Below are 17651 nucleotides of genomic sequence, written 5' to 3'. Positions count from 1 at the left end.
CAATATGTCGCAGACTGGTTAAGCCGAATCGGTAACAGGCTGATGACAGTTATCCACAGGTTGCACGGTGCTGGCTTGCAAGCTATTGCCAAGCACATGTCGTGGTTCATTCGCTTTAACAAACCCTTTGACGTTTTGCCCCAGTTTACCGACCGGGCCAACGCGGATAGCCCGCGCAGAACGTTGTCGGACTATATCGATGTACCGGGTGTCTATCCGGCAGGACGGCTGGATCGCGACAGTGAAGGGCTGATGCTGCTGACAGACAATGGCAGGCTGCAAGCGCAGATTTCGGCCCCCAAACACAAGATGGCCAAAACCTATTGGGTGCAGGTCGAAGGCCTCCCTGATCCGGCGGCACTGAAGGCACTGCGCGACGGGGTCGAGTTGAAGGATGGCGTGACCCGCCCGGCCAAAGTGCGTCAGATCGACGAACCCGACGGGATTTGGCCGCGCACTCCGCCGATCCGAGAACGCAAAACCGTGCCCGACAGCTGGATCGAACTGACCATCCGTGAGGGCAAGAACCGACAGGTGCGTCGTATGACCGCCGCGGTTGGCCTGCCTACCCTGCGCCTGATCCGGTATCGCATTGGCGACTGGACATTGGACGACCTCGCACCCGGGTCGTGGGACAGCCTGCCGATGCCGTCGCTGAACGCGGCCCCCCAGAGCAAACGCGACCGCCGCGCGCGTCGGTGACAATTGCGGGCCTTGTCTGCTAGGCTTGAGCCATGAAAGTGTCACTGGACATACCCACCCCATCGGCGATCTTGGAAGCAGCGCTCTATGCATCGGATCTGGATGCTGCGGAACGATTTTATGGAGAGATTCTGGGACTGGAACAGATCCAGCGGGTCAAGGACCGGCACGTGTTTTACCGTGTCGGCGGATCGGTTTTGTTAGTGTTCAACCCCGCGCAAACCGAACACCCACCACTCAACCCCGACCTGCCTGTGCCGCCACATGGCGCGCGCGGCTCCGGTCACGTCTGTTTGGTGCTGACCCGAGACGAAATCGCCGTCATGCGTAAACATCTTTTGGACTGGAACATCCCTGTTGATGCCGAGTTTGACTGGCCAAATGGCGCGCGATCTTTGTATGTGCGAGACCCTGCAGGAAATTCGGTCGAGTTTGCCGAACCGCATCTGTGGTCGTAGTCTGATCAGCGTAGCGGCTGCTTTTCTCCACCAACCACCCGGTAGATTTCGCTGGAAACAACACCGATTTCGCCAAGCACCCGACCAAACTCTGCCATATGAGGGGTTGCAAAATGCGCCTCAAGCGCGGCCTGATCTTCCCATTCTTCATAGACCCGAAACAGGTTGGCATGGCCCAGAACCTGGCTGAATTCATAGATCAGGCATCCCGGCTCTTTCACCGTTTCCGCAACCATGGTCTGCGCCGCTTGGGTCGCAGTTTCGACGTTGTCGGCAGACACCTCGAAAGTTCCGGTAACGATCAGCATGGGCCTTCCTTTCTCAGGTCAAACCGTTTCGAGATCCTGTTGACCGGCGTGCCATCGCGCAGCTTGACGCCGTATCGCACCGAGTAGTCAACGAACCCCATCTTGTCGTAATAGCTTAACCCAAGAACGTTATCCGCCCGAATGGTCGCGTTCAGAGTGTTGAACCCAAGCGCTCTGGCCCGTGTTGTTGTCTCGGCGAACAACGCCCGACCAGCCCCGCGCAAAACCGGGTTGCGGCGGGTGAAGGTGGCGATATCGGCGCAGTCTTCGGGCAGCGCCTCGTGCACGCCAAGCCATTGAAACCCCGCAACTTCGCCCGTGTCATCCAGCGCCACGTGGCAGCACACCAGATCCGAGCCCTCTAGATAGCTTTGCGCAAACAAGACCTCGGAAAATGGGATCTCAAAGGCAGTGGTACCGCCCGCAGCGATGATATCGTTCAAGATACGACATGCAGCCGACACATCTTCGCGCATCATCGGGCGGACAAGTATCATGGGTCAGAAACTCAACTTGTCGCGCATGAAGGCCAGCGCCACGCTCAGCCCATCGGGCGCGATGCCGTGGCCTGTGCCTTTCATGACATGGGCATAGACCTCTTTGAAATCCGCCGCTTGCAGCGCTTCGGCGGCCTCGGGCAGCGATTGGGGTGGTACAACATCATCCGCATCTCCGTGCACCAGCAGAATGGGCATCCGGCTGACGGTTTCATCCGGCAGCAGGTCCGGCTCCAGCAGCCGACCGGAAAAGGCCACGATGCCCGCCACCGGATCTTCTCGGCGCGGCGCCACATGCAGGCTCATCATCGTGCCCTGGCTGAAACCAAACAGAACCACCTGCTCGGGCAGAACATCTTCGTCTACCATCAGGGCATCGAGGAAAGCGTTGAAATCCTCAACCGCCATTTCCATCCCGCGCCGGGCTTCTTCTTCGGATGACCCATCAATCCAGGGGATCGGGAACCACTGAAATCCGTTGGGCATGCCGGGGATCTGTTCGGGCGCGTCAGGGGCCACAAACAGCGTATCGGGCAGATGTTCGCCCAGCGGATCGGCCAGCCCCAGCAGGTCGGCCCCATTCGCGCCATAGCCATGCACGAACACCACGACCGAGCGCGTGTCGCCCGAAACAGGCTCTTTCCGAAGCGCATTCAAAACCCGAGTCATCTGATCCCTTCTCTTTGCTTTGCCACCCGGTAATAGGCCCACAAAACCCGCGCCGCAACCGAGCGCCAGGGCGACCAGGCCTCTGCCATCTGTCGCAGTTCCTTGTCCGTGGGGCGTTTGGGCAGTTCGTACAGAACTCGCGCAGCCTCTTGCAGGGCTAGATCGCCCGGCGCGATGACATCCGCGCGGCCCAGCGAGAACATGGCATAGATCTCGGCCGTCCAGACACCGATACCCGGCACCTCGGTCAGGATGGCCACAACCTCATCGTCCGGGGCATCGCGTAGCGCTCTATAGTCGATCCGCGCCTCAGCCAGCGCGCGGGCATAGCGGATTTTCTGGCGGCTCAGTCCCGCTGCCCGCAGGTCGCCATCGCTGGCCCACATGATCTTGCGCGGACCGGTCAGCTTGGCATCTTGCAGGCGTTTCCAAATCGCATTGGCCGAGGCCACGCTGACCTGCTGGCTGACAATCGCGCTTAGCAATTGCGCGAACCCGTCAGGCTTGCGGCGCAGAGGCAGCGACCCTGTTTGCTCCATCGCATAGGCCATTCGAGGGCACGCGCTGGCCAGCCAGTCGGCCCCTTCGGTCACGCAGTCCGGCGTTTCGATGATACGGCCAACGGACATGCGCCCCCCTTCAGTCTGGCTGTCCCGCGCACGTTAGGCGCATGTGCCGCAGATGCAACCCGCTTGTGCCGTCGAAGTTTCACCGATACGCATAGGCCCATGACAATGTCGACCGCCACCCCGGACAATTCACTGGCCAAACGCAATGTTGCCGTGCTGGTCGCAGCTCAGGCCATCCTGGGTGCACAGATGCCGATGATGTTCATCGTCGGTGGGCTGGCAGGGCAGTCACTGGCTTCGAATCCCTGTCTGGCGACACTACCCATTTCTTTGATTGTTCTGGGGTCGATGCTGTCGGCCACACCCATTTCGGCGATCATGCAACGCTGGGGCCGACGCGCAGGGTTTCTGATCGGCGCCACGGCTGGCGCATTGGGCGCCTTGATCGGTGCCTATGGCCTGTTTCTGGGCTCGTTTCCTGTGTTTCTGGCCGGCAGCATGCTGACCGGTGTCTATATGAGCGCCCACGGATTCTATCGCTTTGCAGCTGCCGACACGGCGTCGGACGACTTCAAACCCAAGGCGATCTCTTACGTCATGGCAGGTGGCCTTGCCGCCGCGATCATCGGGCCGCAGATCGTCAAACTAACCTCTCAGGCCTATGTGATCCCCTTTCTGGGCACCTATCTGGCGGTCATTGCGCTGAACCTCTTTGGAGCGCTCTTGTTCTTTGCGCTTGATATCCCAACACCCGAACGCCCGGATGAAACCCATCCCAAGGGTCGCAGCCGGTTGGAACTGCTCAGAACCCCCCGCATCGCGGTGGCGGTGATCTGTGGCATGGTCTCTTACGCGCTGATGAACCTTGTGATGACTTCGACCCCTTTGGCCGTGGTCGGCTGTGGCTATACCGAGGGCGATGCCGCCGATATTGTCACCGGCCATGTGCTGGCCATGTTCATTCCCAGCTTTTTCACCGGCCATCTGATCGCGCGCTTCGGCGTTGAAAAGATTGTGGCGATTGGCCTGATGATCCTGGCTGCTGCCGGAGTTGTTGCCTTGCAAGGGGTTGAACTGGGCAATTTCTATCTTGCCCTCTTCCTTTTGGGTATCGGCTGGAACTTTGGCTTTATCGGCGCAACGGCGATGCTGGCTGAAAGCCATACCGAGGCGGAACGCGGCCGGATGCAAGGTCTCAACGACCTGCTGGTCTTTGGTGGTGTCACCTTTGCTTCGGTTGCGTCTGGCGGGCTGATGAACTGTTCGGGGGGTTCGGCAATCGAAGGCTGGACAGCCGTGAACCTGGCGATGATCCCGTTGCTGACGCTGGCAGGTGGCGCGCTGCTTTGGTTGGTTCTGCGCCCCGCCGATCCCGAAACGGCCTGAGGCCTCTACCAACGCCCGGTGCTTGCCACCCGCATCAGGGACAATCTGCGTCTCAACTCACCCTGCGCCAGCTGCCCATTGGCCACGCGTTGAGGCTGCGCCATTGCTTTGCGCAACACCCACCCCGCTTGCCACCCGGCAAAGAGTGCAGGTCGCGATGAAGGCGGCACCTTGGAGCGTTGAGATTGCGCGCGCTCAAGCCGGGTCAAGGCCTTTTCGGCGAGGGCTTGCACACCCTCGGCTGTACCATCCAACAAAGGGATACGCCCCCGGCTTTCCAGTTCCGGGATTGCGCGGAACCAGTTGGCAACGCCCACCGCATAACCAATATCACGCAGGACCTCTTCGTCCGCCGGGCCAAGGGCCTGCGCAGCTGCCACCATCAGGCTGCCAGCGCTGTGATTGATATAGGCGTCAAAATGCGCCTCGTCTTCGAACGGGTCTTTATAGACATCCCAACGTCTTACCGCGACATATTCATCCAGCATAGCAGCCAGATGTGAGGACAGAACAGCCGACAACGGCGTTACCACCTCGTGCCGCCGCACCTCGGGACCTTCGGCAATCTCTTGCAACGCATCCCGCCACCATTGCAAACGCATCTCGGCAATCATCGGCTCTTGCGTGACCCAAGGTGCGCGCGCGACCTCGACATTCAACGCGTAGATCGGAAACAGTACGGCACGCGCCTCAACAGGTGCGGCCATCGCCGCCATGAACCGATCGGGATCCGCGCGATGCACAAGCGCAGCGCAGGCCTTAACGTCTTCGCTGAAACCAGTCGTCATTCCGCCGCCGCCGGTTGCGCCCCGCAATCGCGGACCAGTTTCCACTGGATCGCGTCCAGCAAAGCCTCGAACGAGGCATCAACGATGTTCGCACTCACCCCCACTGTCGACCAACGTCGCCCCTGACCGTCTTCACTGTCGATGATAACGCGCGTGACCGCTTCGGTCCCGCCCTGGGTTATGCGCACTTTGAAATCCACCAGATGCATATCGTCCAGAATCGGGGAATACTGCCCCAAATCCTTGGCCAAGGCGCGCGCCAGCGCGTTCACCGGCCCCCGGTCGCTGCCTGCGTCATCAAGCGATTCACTGACCGAAAGCTTCTTTTCACCGTCCACCTTCACCACAACAACCGCCTCAGAGAGGCTGACCATCTTGTTGTACTTGTTTTTGCGCCGCTCAACCGTGACCTTATATCGCTTTACCTCGAAGAAATCCGGTAGTTGCCCCAGTTCGGCCCGTGCCAACAGCTCGAAACTGGCCTGCGCGGTGTCATACGAATAGCCCTCGGCCTCGCGCATCTTGATCAGATCCAGGATCCGCCCCAAAGCTGGGTCACCCGCTTCGACAGCAAGCCCCGCTTCGGTCAGACGCTTGCGCAGGTTCGATTGCCCGGCCTGGTTCGACATCGGAATGATACGCGCGTTGCCCACCTGCGCGGGATCAATGTGTTCATAGGTCGACGGATCCTTGAGGATCGCGCTGGCATGCAGCCCGGCCTTATGGGCAAAGGCCGATGCCCCCACATAGGCCGATTGCTTGCTGGGCACCCGGTTCAGAATATCATCCAACATGCGGCTGATCCGGGTCAGACCCGCCAGAGCCTCGGCATCCACACCAATCTCAAAGCCCGACGCATAAGGCTCTTTCAACAGCAAGGTCGGGATCAGGGCAGTCAGGTTGGCATTGCCGCAACGCTCCCCCAACCCGTTCAACGTGCCCTGAACCTGCCGAGCGCCCGCGTCCACAGCCGCCAGCGAACAAGCCACCGCGTTTTCAGTGTCGTTATGGGTGTGAATGCCCAAATGATCACCGGGAATGCCTGCTGCAATCACCTCGGACACGATCCGCCCTACCTCGCCCGGCAAAGCGCCGCCATTGGTGTCACACAGCACCACCCAGCGCGCGCCCGCCTCTAACGCGGCACGACAGACCTCAACCGCATAGCCAGGGTTGTCCATATAGCCATCAAAGAAATGCTCGGCATCAAACAGGGCCTCACGCCCCTGCGCCACGATATGCGCAACCGAGGCTCGGACGTTTTCGACATTCTCTTCCAGCGTAATCCCCAGCGCGTGAGAGACATGATAATCATGCGACTTACCCACCAGACAAACCGCCTGTGTGCCTGCATTCATCACGGCGGCCAGAACGTCATCATTCTCAGCCGAACGCCCTGACCGCTTGGTCATGCCAAAGGCCGTCAAACGGGCAGACGTCTTGGGCGCGGCCTCAAAAAACGCACTGTCTGTGGGGTTCGCCCCGGGCCAGCCGCCTTCGATATAGTCCACGCCCAACGCATCCAGCGCCTGTGCGATCTGTACTTTCTCAGCGGTCGAGAACTGCACGCCCTGCGTCTGCTGCCCATCGCGAAGGGTGGTGTCGTAAAGATAAAGCCGTTCTTTGCCCATCACACAGCCTCCAGCTTGGCCGCATCAAACCCAGGACCGGGCACCAGTTCGACACCGTCCTTGCTCATACGCACTTCCAGCCCCGCCGCGAAAAAGGCTGCTTTCAGGCGATCCACTTCCGAGAAATCCTTGTTTTGCATGGCCAAAGCCCGCGCCCCTGCCAAACGATCCGCATGTGCCGTCAGGTCCACCGCATTGATATCAGCCCATTGACCCATCTCGGGTTCCAGCAGACCCAAAACCTGCGCGCTGGCCAGTAAACCCGCCGCATCACCCTCTGATGCCAAACGGTGCAACTCGGTCAGGGCCCCCGCCGTGTTCAGATCATCCGCAAGCGCTTCGATCACCGCAGGGGCCGCGCTGGCGGCGGGTTCGATGCCCGCTGTCAGCGCCCGCCACTTGCGCAGCGTTGCCTCAGCCGCGCGCGCTTTCTCTCGGGTCCAATCCATCGGTTTGCGATAATGGGTCTGCAAAAAGACAAAGCGGATCACTTCGCCCGGAACACCCTGTTCCAACAAGTCATGCACGGTGAAGAAATTGCCCAGCGACTTGGACATCTTCTTACCTTCGACCTGCAACATCTCATTGTGCAGCCAGACCCGCGCAAACTCGCCCTCTGGGTGGGCGCAGCAGCTTTGCGCGATCTCGTTCTCATGATGCGGGAACATCAGGTCATTGCCGCCACCATGGATATCGAAACTCGCTCCCAGCAACTCATAGGCCATGGCCGAGCATTCGATATGCCAGCCCGGACGTCCCCGCCCCCAGGGGCTGTCCCATCCCGGCAAATCATCACTCGATGGCTTCCACAGGACAAAATCCATCGGGTTTCTCTTGTAAGGCGCCACTTCGACCCGCGCCCCGGCGATCATGTCATCCACTGACCGCCCCGAGAGCTTGCCATAGCCTTCCTTCCAACTGTCCACAGCAAACAGCACATGGCCTTCAGCCACATAGGCATGACCCTTGGCAATCAGATCTTCGATCATTTCGACCATCTGGCGAATATATTGCGTCGCCCGCGGCATCGCGTTGGGCTCCAACGCCCCAAGCGCCCCCATGTCGTGCAGATACCAGCCGATGGTCTCATCCGACCTCTCTTGCACCAATTGCTCCAGCGACCCTGCGGCCCCGGCCTCTTTGCGGGTCAGCGCCGTGGCGTTGATCTTGTCATCCACGTCTGTAAAATTGCGCACATAGGTCACGTGATCTGCACCATAGACATGGCGCAGCAAACGGTAGAGTACATCAAACACCACCACCGGGCGCGCATTGCCCAGATGGGCGCGGTCATAGACGGTGGGTCCACAAACATACATCCGCACGTTTTCAGGATCGATCGGAACAAAATCTTCTTTTGTCCGCGTCCGCGTATTGTGCAGTTTGATCGTCGTCATCAGGCCATGCTCCTGGGCTTGCGCGTTGGCGCGGGCTTAGCAATTTGTCTCAGGGATGAAAACGAAAGAAACCGGCCCGCTGGATATATCAGCAGGAAATGCAGCAAATAATGATGCAGGTCATCGGGTTCATGCCGGGACCATAGCAGGTGACATTCTTTGCGCCAAGCCGTTGAAATGGTAAAATGGCCCGTGTTTCTTATTTGTGGTGGCCGTTATGTTGAAAAAATCCGATGCCAAGAACCTGTTTTTTCTAAGTCAAACCAGCAAACGGATCCGGCTGCTGGAACGCAAGATGACGCCCGTGCTGAAGCAGTTGGATTTGATGATCAAGATGTCAGGCCTGCCCGTTTTGGACGCCAGCACCCTGTCACGTGAGGCCACCGCCGCCCTTAAAACCATGGTCGATGTCGACAAAGAACTGCGCAGCATTCTGGCGCTGGCCTCGAAGAATATCAAAATGCTGTCGCGTGCCGAACGAAAGACCGCTGCGGACAATTTCCGAGGGCAAGTACGAACCTTCGAAAAGCGCTATATGGATGCAGCTTTCAAAAAGGCTCAGACGCTTGGGAAAATCTCGAAAAGCAAAGAAACCCATGTCAGTTCCAGCCCCAACAGCCCCTTTGTAGTGATCTTGCGCATTATTCAGATCATCATTTTGATGAACAAATATTACCGCTCTGAAACGAAGAAACTCTGAGATGTCGCGCGCCGCGGTCAACAATATCTGTCAAAAGCTGCCGGGCGCCGAGCTGTCTGATCCCTGGGGCGGCGGCCATGACGCCTGGAAAGTCGGTGGCAAAATGTTCGCCTGTATAGGCGCGGTTCAGGACGGCGTATCGGTCAAGACCCGTGATATCGAAACGGCACAGATGTTGATCGACGCCGGAGTCGGCGTCAAAGCCCCCTATTTCCACCGCAGCTGGATCCGGCTCCCGCTTGATGCAGAACCGACCGAAATGCGCCACCGCTTGCTGAGTTCCTACGATCTGGTACGTGCATCTCTGACCAAAAAATTACAAGCCACGCTACCGCCACGCGACGATTGACATTTCGCGCGCGCTCTGCCCCAAGTTCGGCAACACACTCGTCCTGGAGCAGCCCATGAAATTGTCGCATCACATCACCCATTTGACCGGAGAGAGCGACGGTTGGGATGTATTCTATCGCGCGCGGCGAATGATCCGGGACGGGCACGAGGTCACCGAATTGACCATCGGTGAACATGACATTCGAACAGATCAGTCGATCCTGGCCGCGATGGACGCCTCCGCGCGCGGAGGGCACACCGGATATGCCATGGTCCCTGGCACCGATTCACTGCGTGACACAGTGGCAGCCCGTGTGCAGGCGCGCACCGGCGTATCGACCACGCGCGACAACGTTCTGATCACGCCCGGCGGTCAGGCGGCCCTGTTTGCGGCCCATACAGCTGCGTGTGACCCCGGTGACGTGGGGCTGTTTATGGATCCCTATTACGCCACCTATCCCGGCACGATTCGGGCGGCAGGCGCGCAGGCGCGGGCGATTCAGACCCGAGCCGAAAATTCCTTTCAACCGCGCGCCGAACTGATCGAAGAGCAGGTCGCAGGGGCAGTTTCATTGCTGATCAACTCGCCTAACAACCCGACCGGGGTGGTCTATTCCGCGCAGACGCTGAGCGATATTGCCGGTTTGTGTCAGCGCCGAAATCTCTGGCTGATCTCGGATGAGGTTTACGACACACAGGTCTGGGAAGGTTCGCATATCTCGCCGCGTTCTCTTCCTGGCATGGACCAGCAAACGCTGGTTGTTGGCTCAATGTCCAAGTCTCACGCGATGACAGGATCGCGCTGCGGTTGGATTGTCGGGCCTGAAACCGCAATTGAACATCTGATCAACCTTGCGACCCATACCAACTATGGTGTGCCCGGTTTTATTCAGGACGCGGCAGAGTTTGCCTTGAATGCCGGTACTGCCCTTGAAGACAAAATCTCGGCGCCGTTCATCCGCCGCCGTGCCATTGCCATCGACATCCTGTCGCGCCAGCACGTGATCCATCTGGTTCCGGCGCAAGGGGCCATGTATCTGATGCTGGATATTCGTGCCACCGGTCTGAGCGGTGAGACCTTTGCAAATGCGCTTTTGGACACCCACGCCATCGCCGTCATGCCCGGTGAAAGCTTTGGCAGATCTGCTGCTGGCCACATTCGGGTCGCGATGACGGTTGAGGATGAGAAGTTCTCCGCATCCCTCGGAATTCTATGTGATTTCGCTGCTGGCCTGGCGCAGAAATCCGGAGCGGCCTAGGAGGTCAGAAGCGAAAGGTTGTGCGCAGGTTGAACACGTTGGCGTCAAGTCCTCCGCCCGACTCGGGCAGCCCGTCAAAATCCTGTCGCAACGCCTCACCGCTGATAATGAAACGGTCGCTGATCGGATAGGCAATACCGATTCCATAAACCGCGGCCGTATCGCTATCGCCCGAGGTTTCAGCGCGTGCGGTCCCAACGACCACATATCCCAACGCCGAGCCGAAATCATAACCGCCGCGCAGCTTTAAGCGAGACATGCTGTCCAGGCTTCCCTCAGATTGGCCAAGGTCCAAGTTAAACCGGTTGTACTCAAGCTCGCCGCCCAGAACGATATTGCCGAAATCATAGTCGAAACCGACATGTGGCCCGAAAATACCGGTACTGCCCCCGCTACCTGCGGGCCCATCAACATCCGCATAACCGAAACTGAATCCAGCATAGGCGCCCGTCCAATCCTCGGCCAAAGTCGGACTGGCAAAAGCCGCTATTGCAGAGAACGATATTGCCTGGATCAGTTTCAACAGCTACTCCGAAAACGGAACGAGGTTTGCCCTCTTCACCCCCAACGCGGGGAAAATGGCCTCAATTCCCTTTGATCAACTTATTTCACCAATAACCTAAGGTCAGGTTAACAGATTTCGAAGCTGCAGCGTAAAACTATTCTCACATCCTAGTGTTTGAATTGAGATTGCATCGGATTCGATGCGCCTTTCACACACCCGTTCACCCATACGGAACAAACGTCGCAAACAGAACAGACTGTGTCGCCTCAATCTGCACCAATAAGGCCACTGCCACGAGGTGCCGATGCCGAATGAAAACTGGAAGATTTGCCTGATAAGCCGCACGATTGGTGCGGATCGCGGGCGTGCGGCACGTGGAAGACCATGAGCTGACGAATTTCTTTCCACCAATACATTCGATCTGACTCTGGAATACACCCATGAATGACCAATCCCGCTCAACCACTCGCAGCGGCGGTCGCGCCGCCCGACGCGCTGCGCGTGCCTCGGCCTTGCCCGATCACTTGCGCCCCGTTCGTCCAGGACTGCAAGGCGGCGCGTATCAACCGCTGGCGCAGCGCGACCTTGAGCGTATTCACCAAACCGCGCTCAAAGCGCTGGAAACCATTGGCCTCGCTGATGCACCGCAAAGTGGGATCGACTATTTGACCGATGCGGGCTGCACTTTGGGCGATGACGGTCGCCTGCGCTTTCCGCCCGCGCTGGTCGAAGATACCCTTGCCCGTGCCAATCGCGCCGTTACATTGCACAGCCGGGACGGAAAATCCGACCTCGATCTCAGCGGCACGCGGGTACATTATGGCACCGCCGGTGCTGCGGTGCACATGGTTGATGTCGACGGCCGGGAATACCGCGACTCGACGGTTCAGGATCTGCATGATGCCGCGCGGATTTGCGAGCATTTGGAAAATATCCACTTTGTTCAACGCCCCATGGTCTGTCGCGATATCGAAGACAACCGCGAGATGGATCTGAACACGATCTATGCCTGTTGTTCCGGAACCTACAAACACGTAGGCACGTCGTTCACGGACCCAAGCTATGTCGCGCCGGCGATGGAAATGCTGCACATGATTGCAGGCGGTGAGGACAATTGGCGCGCACGTCCGTTTGTATCGAACACCAACTGTTTTGTGGTGCCTCCGATGAAGTTCGCCACCGAAAGCTGCCTGGTGATGGAGGAATGCATCAAGGCGGGTATGCCCATCCTGCTGTTGTCTGCCGGAATGGCCGGGGCTACCGCGCCGTCAACCATCGCGGGCGCCATTGTTCAGGCCACCGCAGAATGTCTGGCCGGATTGGTTTACGTGAACGCGGTCAAACCCGGCGCGCCTGCGGTCTTTGGCACCTGGCCCTTTGGTCTGGACCTGCGCACAGGCGCGATGTCGGTGGGATCGGGGGAACAAGCGTTGTTGTCAGCGGGCTGCGCTCAGATGCATCGGTTTTATGACCTACCCGGGGGGGCTGCCGCAGGGGCCAGCGATGCCAAGCTGCCAGACATGCAGGCCGGATGGGAGCAGATGTGTTCGAATGTCATGGCCGGGCTGTCGGGACTGAACATGGTCTATGAGGCCGCCGGGATGCATTCGTCGCTACTGGGGTTCTGCCACGAATCGCTGATCCTCAGCGATGATCTGATTGGACAGGCACTGCGCTGCGTGCGCGGCATTGATGTATCTGAGGATACGTTGGCTTTGGATCAGATTGCACAGGTGTGCATGGGTGGGCCCGGCCACTATCTGGGCACGGACGCAACACTCAGCCGTATGCAATCCGATTATGTCTACCCCACTTTGGGAGACCGCACGTCACCCAAGGAATGGGCCGAGTTGGACAAGCCCGATCTGGTCGAGAAGGCCACAGCCCGCAAGCTTGAGATTCTGTCGACACCGTCACCGGCAAGATTCACCCCAGATCTGGATGCCGAATTACGAACCAGGTTCAACATTCATTTGCCGCAGTAACCCGTTGATAACAGGCGGCCCGAGAGGGCTCGGGCCGCCAACACAATCAGCAGGTTAGCCGTTGCTTGGGGGAAGCAAACCAGCCTCTTGTGCGATTGCGACCTCATCCACATCCAGCGCGCCATCGCCGTTTGCGTCCATCAACGCAAAGCTGTCGGCGTCAATATCGGGCAAGATGGCCTGCACTTCTTCGATGGTCAGAACACCATCGCCATTGGTGTCAGCCGAGCTTTGCGCCAGCCCAAGGGTTGGGAGCCCGATCGCGATGGCAGAGATAAGCGTAAGATTTTGCGGTTTCATTGTGGTGCCTCTTGATTGGTTGCTTTGATATGTGAGTCCGGACAGCCGCAAGACATACGGGATCGAGGCATCGCGCCACCCCAACCTGCCGCGTCGCGTGAATTCGCGCCATTCTCTGCTGGATTGTCCGAGTCGCATCTGCAAGCAACCGCTGGGTGAAACGCGATATCCGTGTTTCGGCGAAATTTGCCCGACCACCGCCAGCACATCCGGCGGCCACCTGCCTAAAATGCCAGCGAGGCCTTGAAAGAAAGAAAGGGGGCCGAAGCCCCCTTTGAGTTTCGCCTTCCAGGCTCATATCGTTGACCGCCCGGTGTTTTTTTGCCTGCGGCCTGGACTGCGCATGGGGCGAGCGCACCCGCCCCGTGAAAGAGTGGGAAAGAGCAATATTCCGCCCCACCCTGTTCCCGGCCAACACGGGCATGTCGGCCGAGTGGAACAGGACGCCATGGGTAAGTCTTGGGCTGTGTCCTGTTCCGTATTTCGGCGGGGCCGGAATTCCGAGGGAAATCCTGGCCCCTACGCCCCATTGCCGGGGCGGTCTTTCCTAGCTACACCCGCTTGTCGCGCCGCAGGTGTTGCATTTCATGCAGGTGCCATTGCGCACCAGAGTGTAGTTTCCACATTCGCCGCAAGGATCGCCCTCATAGCCTTGCATCTTGGCTTTGGTACGGGCGTCCATGCTTGTTGCGACAGCGGTTTCAGCCGGGGCCTCAAAGCTGGCGGCGGGTTCGGCCATGCCGGTCACCTCGGCCTGACCTCCGTTGAACACCACAAGGTCTTGCGGCAGGCGTTTGCGCAGATACCCGGTCGAGCTGATTTGTTTCAGCACTTCCAGGGACTTGGACGCAGCGCTGTCGCTGATTTCCGAGACGTTTGACACGCCTTCCTCTTCCCCGCGTCCGATATCGTCGAAAGAGGCGCCTTCGGGTTTGACATGGGCCAGATCGGTGCGATCCAGATAAGACACAGCCAGTTCGCGGAAGATGTAATCGAGGATCGACGTCGCGTTCTTGATCGAGTCGTTGCCCTGCACCATCCCGGCCGGTTCAAACTTGGTGAAGGTAAAGGCGTCGACGAACTCTTCCAGCGGCACGCCATATTGCAGACCGACCGACACGGCGATGGCAAAGTTGTTCATCATCGCCCGGAAGCCCGCGCCTTCCTTGTGCATGTCGATGAAGATCTCGCCCAGCGACCCGTCCGAATATTCGCCGGTCCGCAGGTACACCTTGTGCCCGCCCACGATGGCCTTTTGGGTATAGCCTTTGCGCCGCTCGGGCATTCTTTCCCGATGTGAACGGACCAGTTCCTTGACCACCACCTTCTCGATGACCTTTTCGGCCAGAACGGCGGCCTTTTCAGCGGGTGAGCCGCTTTCCAGCACCTCTGCCGCTTCATCATCATCTTCGACCAGCGCGGCGGCCAGCGGTTGCGACAGTTTCGAGCCATCACGATAAAGCGCGTTGGCCTTCACACCCAGCGACCAGCTGAGCTCATAGGCTTTCTGGCAATCCTCGATGGTCGCGTCATTGGGCATATTGATCGTCTTGCTGATCGCGCCCGAGATGAAGCTTTGCGCCGCAGCCATCATGGTGATGTGGCTGTCCACACCCAGGAAGCGCTTGCCCTTCTTGCCGCAAGGGTTGGCGCAGTCGAAGATGGCGTAGTGCTCTTCCTTCAGATGCGGCGCACCTTCCAGCGTCATGGTCCCGCAGACATGATCGTTGGCTGCGTCGATATCCGCTTTGGTAAAGCCCAGATGGCGCAGCAGGTCGAAGGTCGGGTCATTCAGCTTGGCCGCTGGGATACCCAGAACGCCGGTGCAGAAATCCTCGCCCAAGGTCCACTGGTTAAAGACGAAGCGGATGTCGAAGGCGCTTTCCAGTGCGGCATCCACCTTGGCCAGCTCATTTGGGCCAAAGCCATGACCGGTCAGAGAGGTGTGGTTGATCCCCGGCGCGTTGCCGATGGTGCCGTGACCAACCGCGTAGCCAACGATCTCTTCGATCTGAGCCGAAGAATAGCCCAGCTTTTCCAGCGCCGACGGCACCGAACGGTTGATGATCTTGAAGTATCCGCCGCCTGCCAGCTTCTTGAACTTGACCAGAGCAAAGTCGGGCTCGATCCCGGTGGTGTCGCAATCCATCACCAGACCAATGGTGCCTGTAGGCGCAATCACGGTCGCCTGAGCGTTGCGATAGCCGTGTTTCTCACCCAGGCTCAACGCCTCATCCCACGCCGACATGGCCAGATCGATCAGACGCTTGTCCGGGCAGTTGCCGTGGTCCAAAGGAACTGGTTTCACCGCGAGTTTCTCGTAGCCCTCAGTCACGCCCTGCGCTGCACGACGGTGGTTGCGGATGACGCGCAGCATATGGTCGGCGTTGCGCTCATACCCTTTGAAGGCGCCCAGCTCTCCGGCAATCTCGGCCGAGGTGGCATAGGCCACACCGGTCATGATCGCAGTCAGCGCACCACAGATCGAACGCCCCTCATCCGAGTCGTAGCTATAGCCCATATTCATCAGCAGACCGCCAATATTGGCATAGCCCAGACCGAGGGTTCGAAAATCGTAGGACAGTTTGGCAATTTCCTTGGACGGGAACTGCGCCATGGTCACCGAGATTTCCAGCGTCAGAGTCCACAACCGCGAGGCATGCATGTAGTCTGCTGCCTGGAACTCACCATCCTTGAGGAAGGTCAGCAGATTCATCGAGGCCAGGTTACAGGCCGTGTCATCCAGGAACATATATTCCGAGCACGGGTTCGAGCCGCGAATCTCACCATCTTCCGGGCAGGTGTGCCACTCATTCACGGTGTCGTGGAACTGGATGCCCGGATCGGCACAGGCCCAGGCCGCGTGGCCGACTTTCTCCCACAAATCCCGCGCTTTGACTGTCTTGGCAACCTTGCCATCGGTACGGTTGATCAACTCCCAATCCGCGTCTTTTTCAACGGCTGTCAGGAACGCGTTGGTCACACGGATCGAGTTGTTCGAGTTCTGGCCCGAGACCGAGCTGTAGGCCTCGGAATCCCAGTCGGTGTCATATGTGGGGAATTCGATGCTGTCGTGACCCTGCCGCGCATAGTCCAGCACGCGCTTGATGTAAGTCTCTGGGATCGCGACCTTTTTGGCCTCGCGCACCGCCTTTTTCAGGCTGTCATTCTTGTTGGGATCATAGGCGTCATCTGCCGCGCCGTCCCAAGAGCGGATGGCCTCGAAAATACCGTTCAGCATCTTTTCGTGCATCTTCGATCCGGCAACGATCGAGGCCACCTTCTGTTCTTCGATTACCTTCCATTCGATGAATTGTTCGATGTCGGGGTGATCCGCATCGACAATCACCATCTTCGCTGCTCGACGGGTTGTCCCGCCTGATTTGATTGCGCCGGCCGCGCGATCACCGATTTTGAGAAAGCCCATCAGGCCCGAGGATTTGCCGCCACCCGACAGCGCCTCACCTTCGGCGCGCAGATGGCTGAAGTTTGTCCCGGTGCCCGAGCCGTATTTGAACAGCCGCGCCTCACGCACCCACAGATCCATGATGCCGCCTTCATTCACCAGGTCATCATCGACCGACTGGATAAAGCAGGCATGCGGCTGCGGATGCTCATAGGCGGATTTTGATTTGGTCAGCTTGCCGTTCTTGTAATCGACATAGTGGTGCCCCTGCGCCGGGCCATCGATACCATAGGCCCAATGCAGACCAGTGTTGAACCATTGCGGCGAGTTTGGTGCGGCGCGCTGCGTCGCCAGCATATAGCGCATTTCGTCGAAATAGGCGCGCGCGTCTTCCTCGGTCGAGAAATACCCGCCTTTCCAGCCCCAATACGCCCAGGCGCCGGCCAAACGATCAAACACCTGCTTGGACGAGATTTCACCACCCATTTCCGCGTCGTCGGCGGGTACCGAACGCCACAGGAATTCGGGCACGTCTTTTTCTTTGACCTTCTTCAGCTTGGAGGGAACGCCCGCCTTGCGGAAGTATTTCTGCGCGATGACATCGCTGGCCACTTGCGACCAACTCGACGGCACCTCGATGTCGTCCAGCCGGAAAACAATGGTGCCATCGGGGTTGCGGATTTCCGACGTGGCGGACACGAAATCCAGCTCTGAGTATGCGTCCTGCCCTGCTTTGGTGAATTTTCTCTCAATCTTCATGT

The 17651-nt window shown here is 58.8% G+C and carries 17 protein-coding genes; 7 read left to right on the top strand and 10 right to left on the bottom strand.

The genetic code is table 11. The features are described 5' to 3' along the window. Nucleotides 1-96 precede the first annotated feature (96 nt). Nucleotides 97-702: an rRNA large subunit pseudouridine synthase E gene (locus tag GOV38_RS01820; protein WP_171212973.1), complete on the top strand. Its 606-nt coding sequence runs from the start codon at nt 97-99 to the stop codon at nt 700-702. A 32-nt stretch (nt 703-734) separates the two neighbouring features. Then, nucleotides 735-1160 carry a VOC family protein gene (locus tag GOV38_RS01815; RefSeq protein ID WP_171207416.1) on the top strand — a complete coding sequence of 142 codons (426 nt, stop codon included), beginning with the start codon at nt 735-737 and terminating at the stop codon, nt 1158-1160. Nucleotides 1161-1165: 5 nt separating this feature from the next. Here the strand turns inward: GOV38_RS01815 and GOV38_RS01810 are convergent, their stop codons facing one another. Genes GOV38_RS01810 through GOV38_RS01795 form a run of 4 tightly spaced genes read right to left on the bottom strand, consistent with a single transcriptional unit; the run spans nt 1166 to nt 3263 of the window. Next, entirely contained in the window at nt 1166-1468 is a 303-nt protein-coding gene (locus tag GOV38_RS01810; RefSeq protein ID WP_171207415.1) for a putative quinol monooxygenase, read from the bottom strand. Next, a complete protein-coding gene (locus GOV38_RS01805; protein WP_171129632.1) occupies nt 1462-1965 on the bottom strand; it encodes a GNAT family N-acetyltransferase in 504 nt (167 codons plus the stop codon). The genes GOV38_RS01810 and GOV38_RS01805 overlap by 7 nt, the downstream gene beginning before the upstream one ends. Before the next feature lie 3 nt (nt 1966-1968). Continuing rightward, nucleotides 1969-2634, bottom strand: a complete 666-nt coding sequence (locus GOV38_RS01800; RefSeq protein ID WP_171099299.1) for an alpha/beta hydrolase — start codon at nt 2632-2634, stop codon at nt 1969-1971. Beyond that, nucleotides 2631-3263 carry a DNA-3-methyladenine glycosylase gene (locus GOV38_RS01795; protein WP_171207414.1) on the bottom strand — a complete coding sequence of 211 codons (633 nt, stop codon included), beginning with the start codon at nt 3261-3263 and terminating at the stop codon, nt 2631-2633. The genes GOV38_RS01800 and GOV38_RS01795 overlap by 4 nt, the downstream gene beginning before the upstream one ends. A 99-nt stretch (nt 3264-3362) precedes the next feature. Here GOV38_RS01795 and GOV38_RS01790 point away from each other — a divergent pair, with 99 nt between their 5' ends. Next, entirely contained in the window at nt 3363-4589 is a 1227-nt protein-coding gene (locus GOV38_RS01790; RefSeq protein ID WP_171207413.1) for an MFS transporter, read from the top strand. Between the two features lie 5 nt (nt 4590-4594). On the opposite strand, the gene GOV38_RS01785 is transcribed toward GOV38_RS01790, so the two are convergent. From GOV38_RS01785 to cysS, 3 genes are read right to left on the bottom strand one after another with little or no spacing between them, the layout of a single operon-like run. After that, the gene (locus GOV38_RS01785) at nt 4595-5377 is read right to left on the bottom strand and encodes a squalene/phytoene synthase family protein (RefSeq protein ID WP_171207412.1); all 783 of its coding nucleotides are present in this window, start codon (nt 5375-5377) and stop codon (nt 4595-4597) included. Then, nucleotides 5374-7008, bottom strand: coding sequence for a citramalate synthase (cimA, locus tag GOV38_RS01780; RefSeq protein WP_171207411.1), 1635 nt, complete (start codon nt 7006-7008; stop codon nt 5374-5376). The genes GOV38_RS01785 and cimA overlap by 4 nt, the downstream gene beginning before the upstream one ends. After that, nucleotides 7008-8405: a cysteine--tRNA ligase gene (gene cysS, locus GOV38_RS01775; RefSeq protein ID WP_171207410.1), complete on the bottom strand. Its 1398-nt coding sequence runs from the start codon at nt 8403-8405 to the stop codon at nt 7008-7010. Before cysS ends, cimA begins: the two co-directional genes overlap by 1 nt. A gap of 217 nt (nt 8406-8622) precedes the next feature. On the opposite strand from cysS, the gene GOV38_RS01770 reads away from it, so the two are divergent. Genes GOV38_RS01770 through GOV38_RS01760 form a run of 3 tightly spaced genes read left to right on the top strand, consistent with a single transcriptional unit; the run spans nt 8623 to nt 10694 of the window. Beyond that, nucleotides 8623-9105: a hypothetical protein gene (locus GOV38_RS01770; RefSeq protein ID WP_171099311.1), complete on the top strand. Its 483-nt coding sequence runs from the start codon at nt 8623-8625 to the stop codon at nt 9103-9105. Between the two features lies 1 nt (nt 9106). Continuing rightward, nucleotides 9107-9454, top strand: a complete 348-nt coding sequence (locus GOV38_RS01765; protein ID WP_171099313.1) for an MmcQ/YjbR family DNA-binding protein — start codon at nt 9107-9109, stop codon at nt 9452-9454. A 55-nt stretch (nt 9455-9509) separates the two neighbouring features. Beyond that, entirely contained in the window at nt 9510-10694 is a 1185-nt protein-coding gene (locus tag GOV38_RS01760) for a pyridoxal phosphate-dependent aminotransferase (RefSeq protein WP_171207409.1), read from the top strand. Between the two features lie 4 nt (nt 10695-10698). Here the strand turns inward: GOV38_RS01760 and GOV38_RS01755 are convergent, their stop codons facing one another. Continuing rightward, a complete protein-coding gene (locus GOV38_RS01755) occupies nt 10699-11217 on the bottom strand; it encodes an outer membrane protein (protein ID WP_171207408.1) in 519 nt (172 codons plus the stop codon). A gap of 422 nt (nt 11218-11639) precedes the next feature. Between GOV38_RS01755 and GOV38_RS01750 the strand changes: the two genes are divergently transcribed. Beyond that, the gene (locus tag GOV38_RS01750; protein ID WP_171207407.1) at nt 11640-13184 is read left to right on the top strand and encodes a trimethylamine methyltransferase family protein; all 1545 of its coding nucleotides are present in this window, start codon (nt 11640-11642) and stop codon (nt 13182-13184) included. 54 nt (nt 13185-13238) lie between these two features. Here GOV38_RS01750 and GOV38_RS01745 read toward each other — a convergent pair whose 3' ends face one another. Beyond that, on the bottom strand, nt 13239-13484 hold the full coding sequence (locus GOV38_RS01745; protein ID WP_171207406.1) for a hypothetical protein: 246 nt from the start codon (nt 13482-13484) through the stop codon (nt 13239-13241). A 547-nt stretch (nt 13485-14031) separates the two neighbouring features. Next, nucleotides 14032-17649 carry a vitamin B12-dependent ribonucleotide reductase gene (locus GOV38_RS01740; protein ID WP_171207405.1) on the bottom strand — a complete coding sequence of 1206 codons (3618 nt, stop codon included), beginning with the start codon at nt 17647-17649 and terminating at the stop codon, nt 14032-14034. Nucleotides 17650-17651 lie beyond the last annotated feature (2 nt).

The organism is Ruegeria sp. HKCCA5839 (assembly GCF_013035585.1).
Classification (GTDB): Bacteria; Pseudomonadota; Alphaproteobacteria; order Rhodobacterales; family Rhodobacteraceae; genus Ruegeria.
Note: the sequence above shows the minus strand (reverse complement) of the source record. Positions and strands in the feature narration are given on the sequence as shown.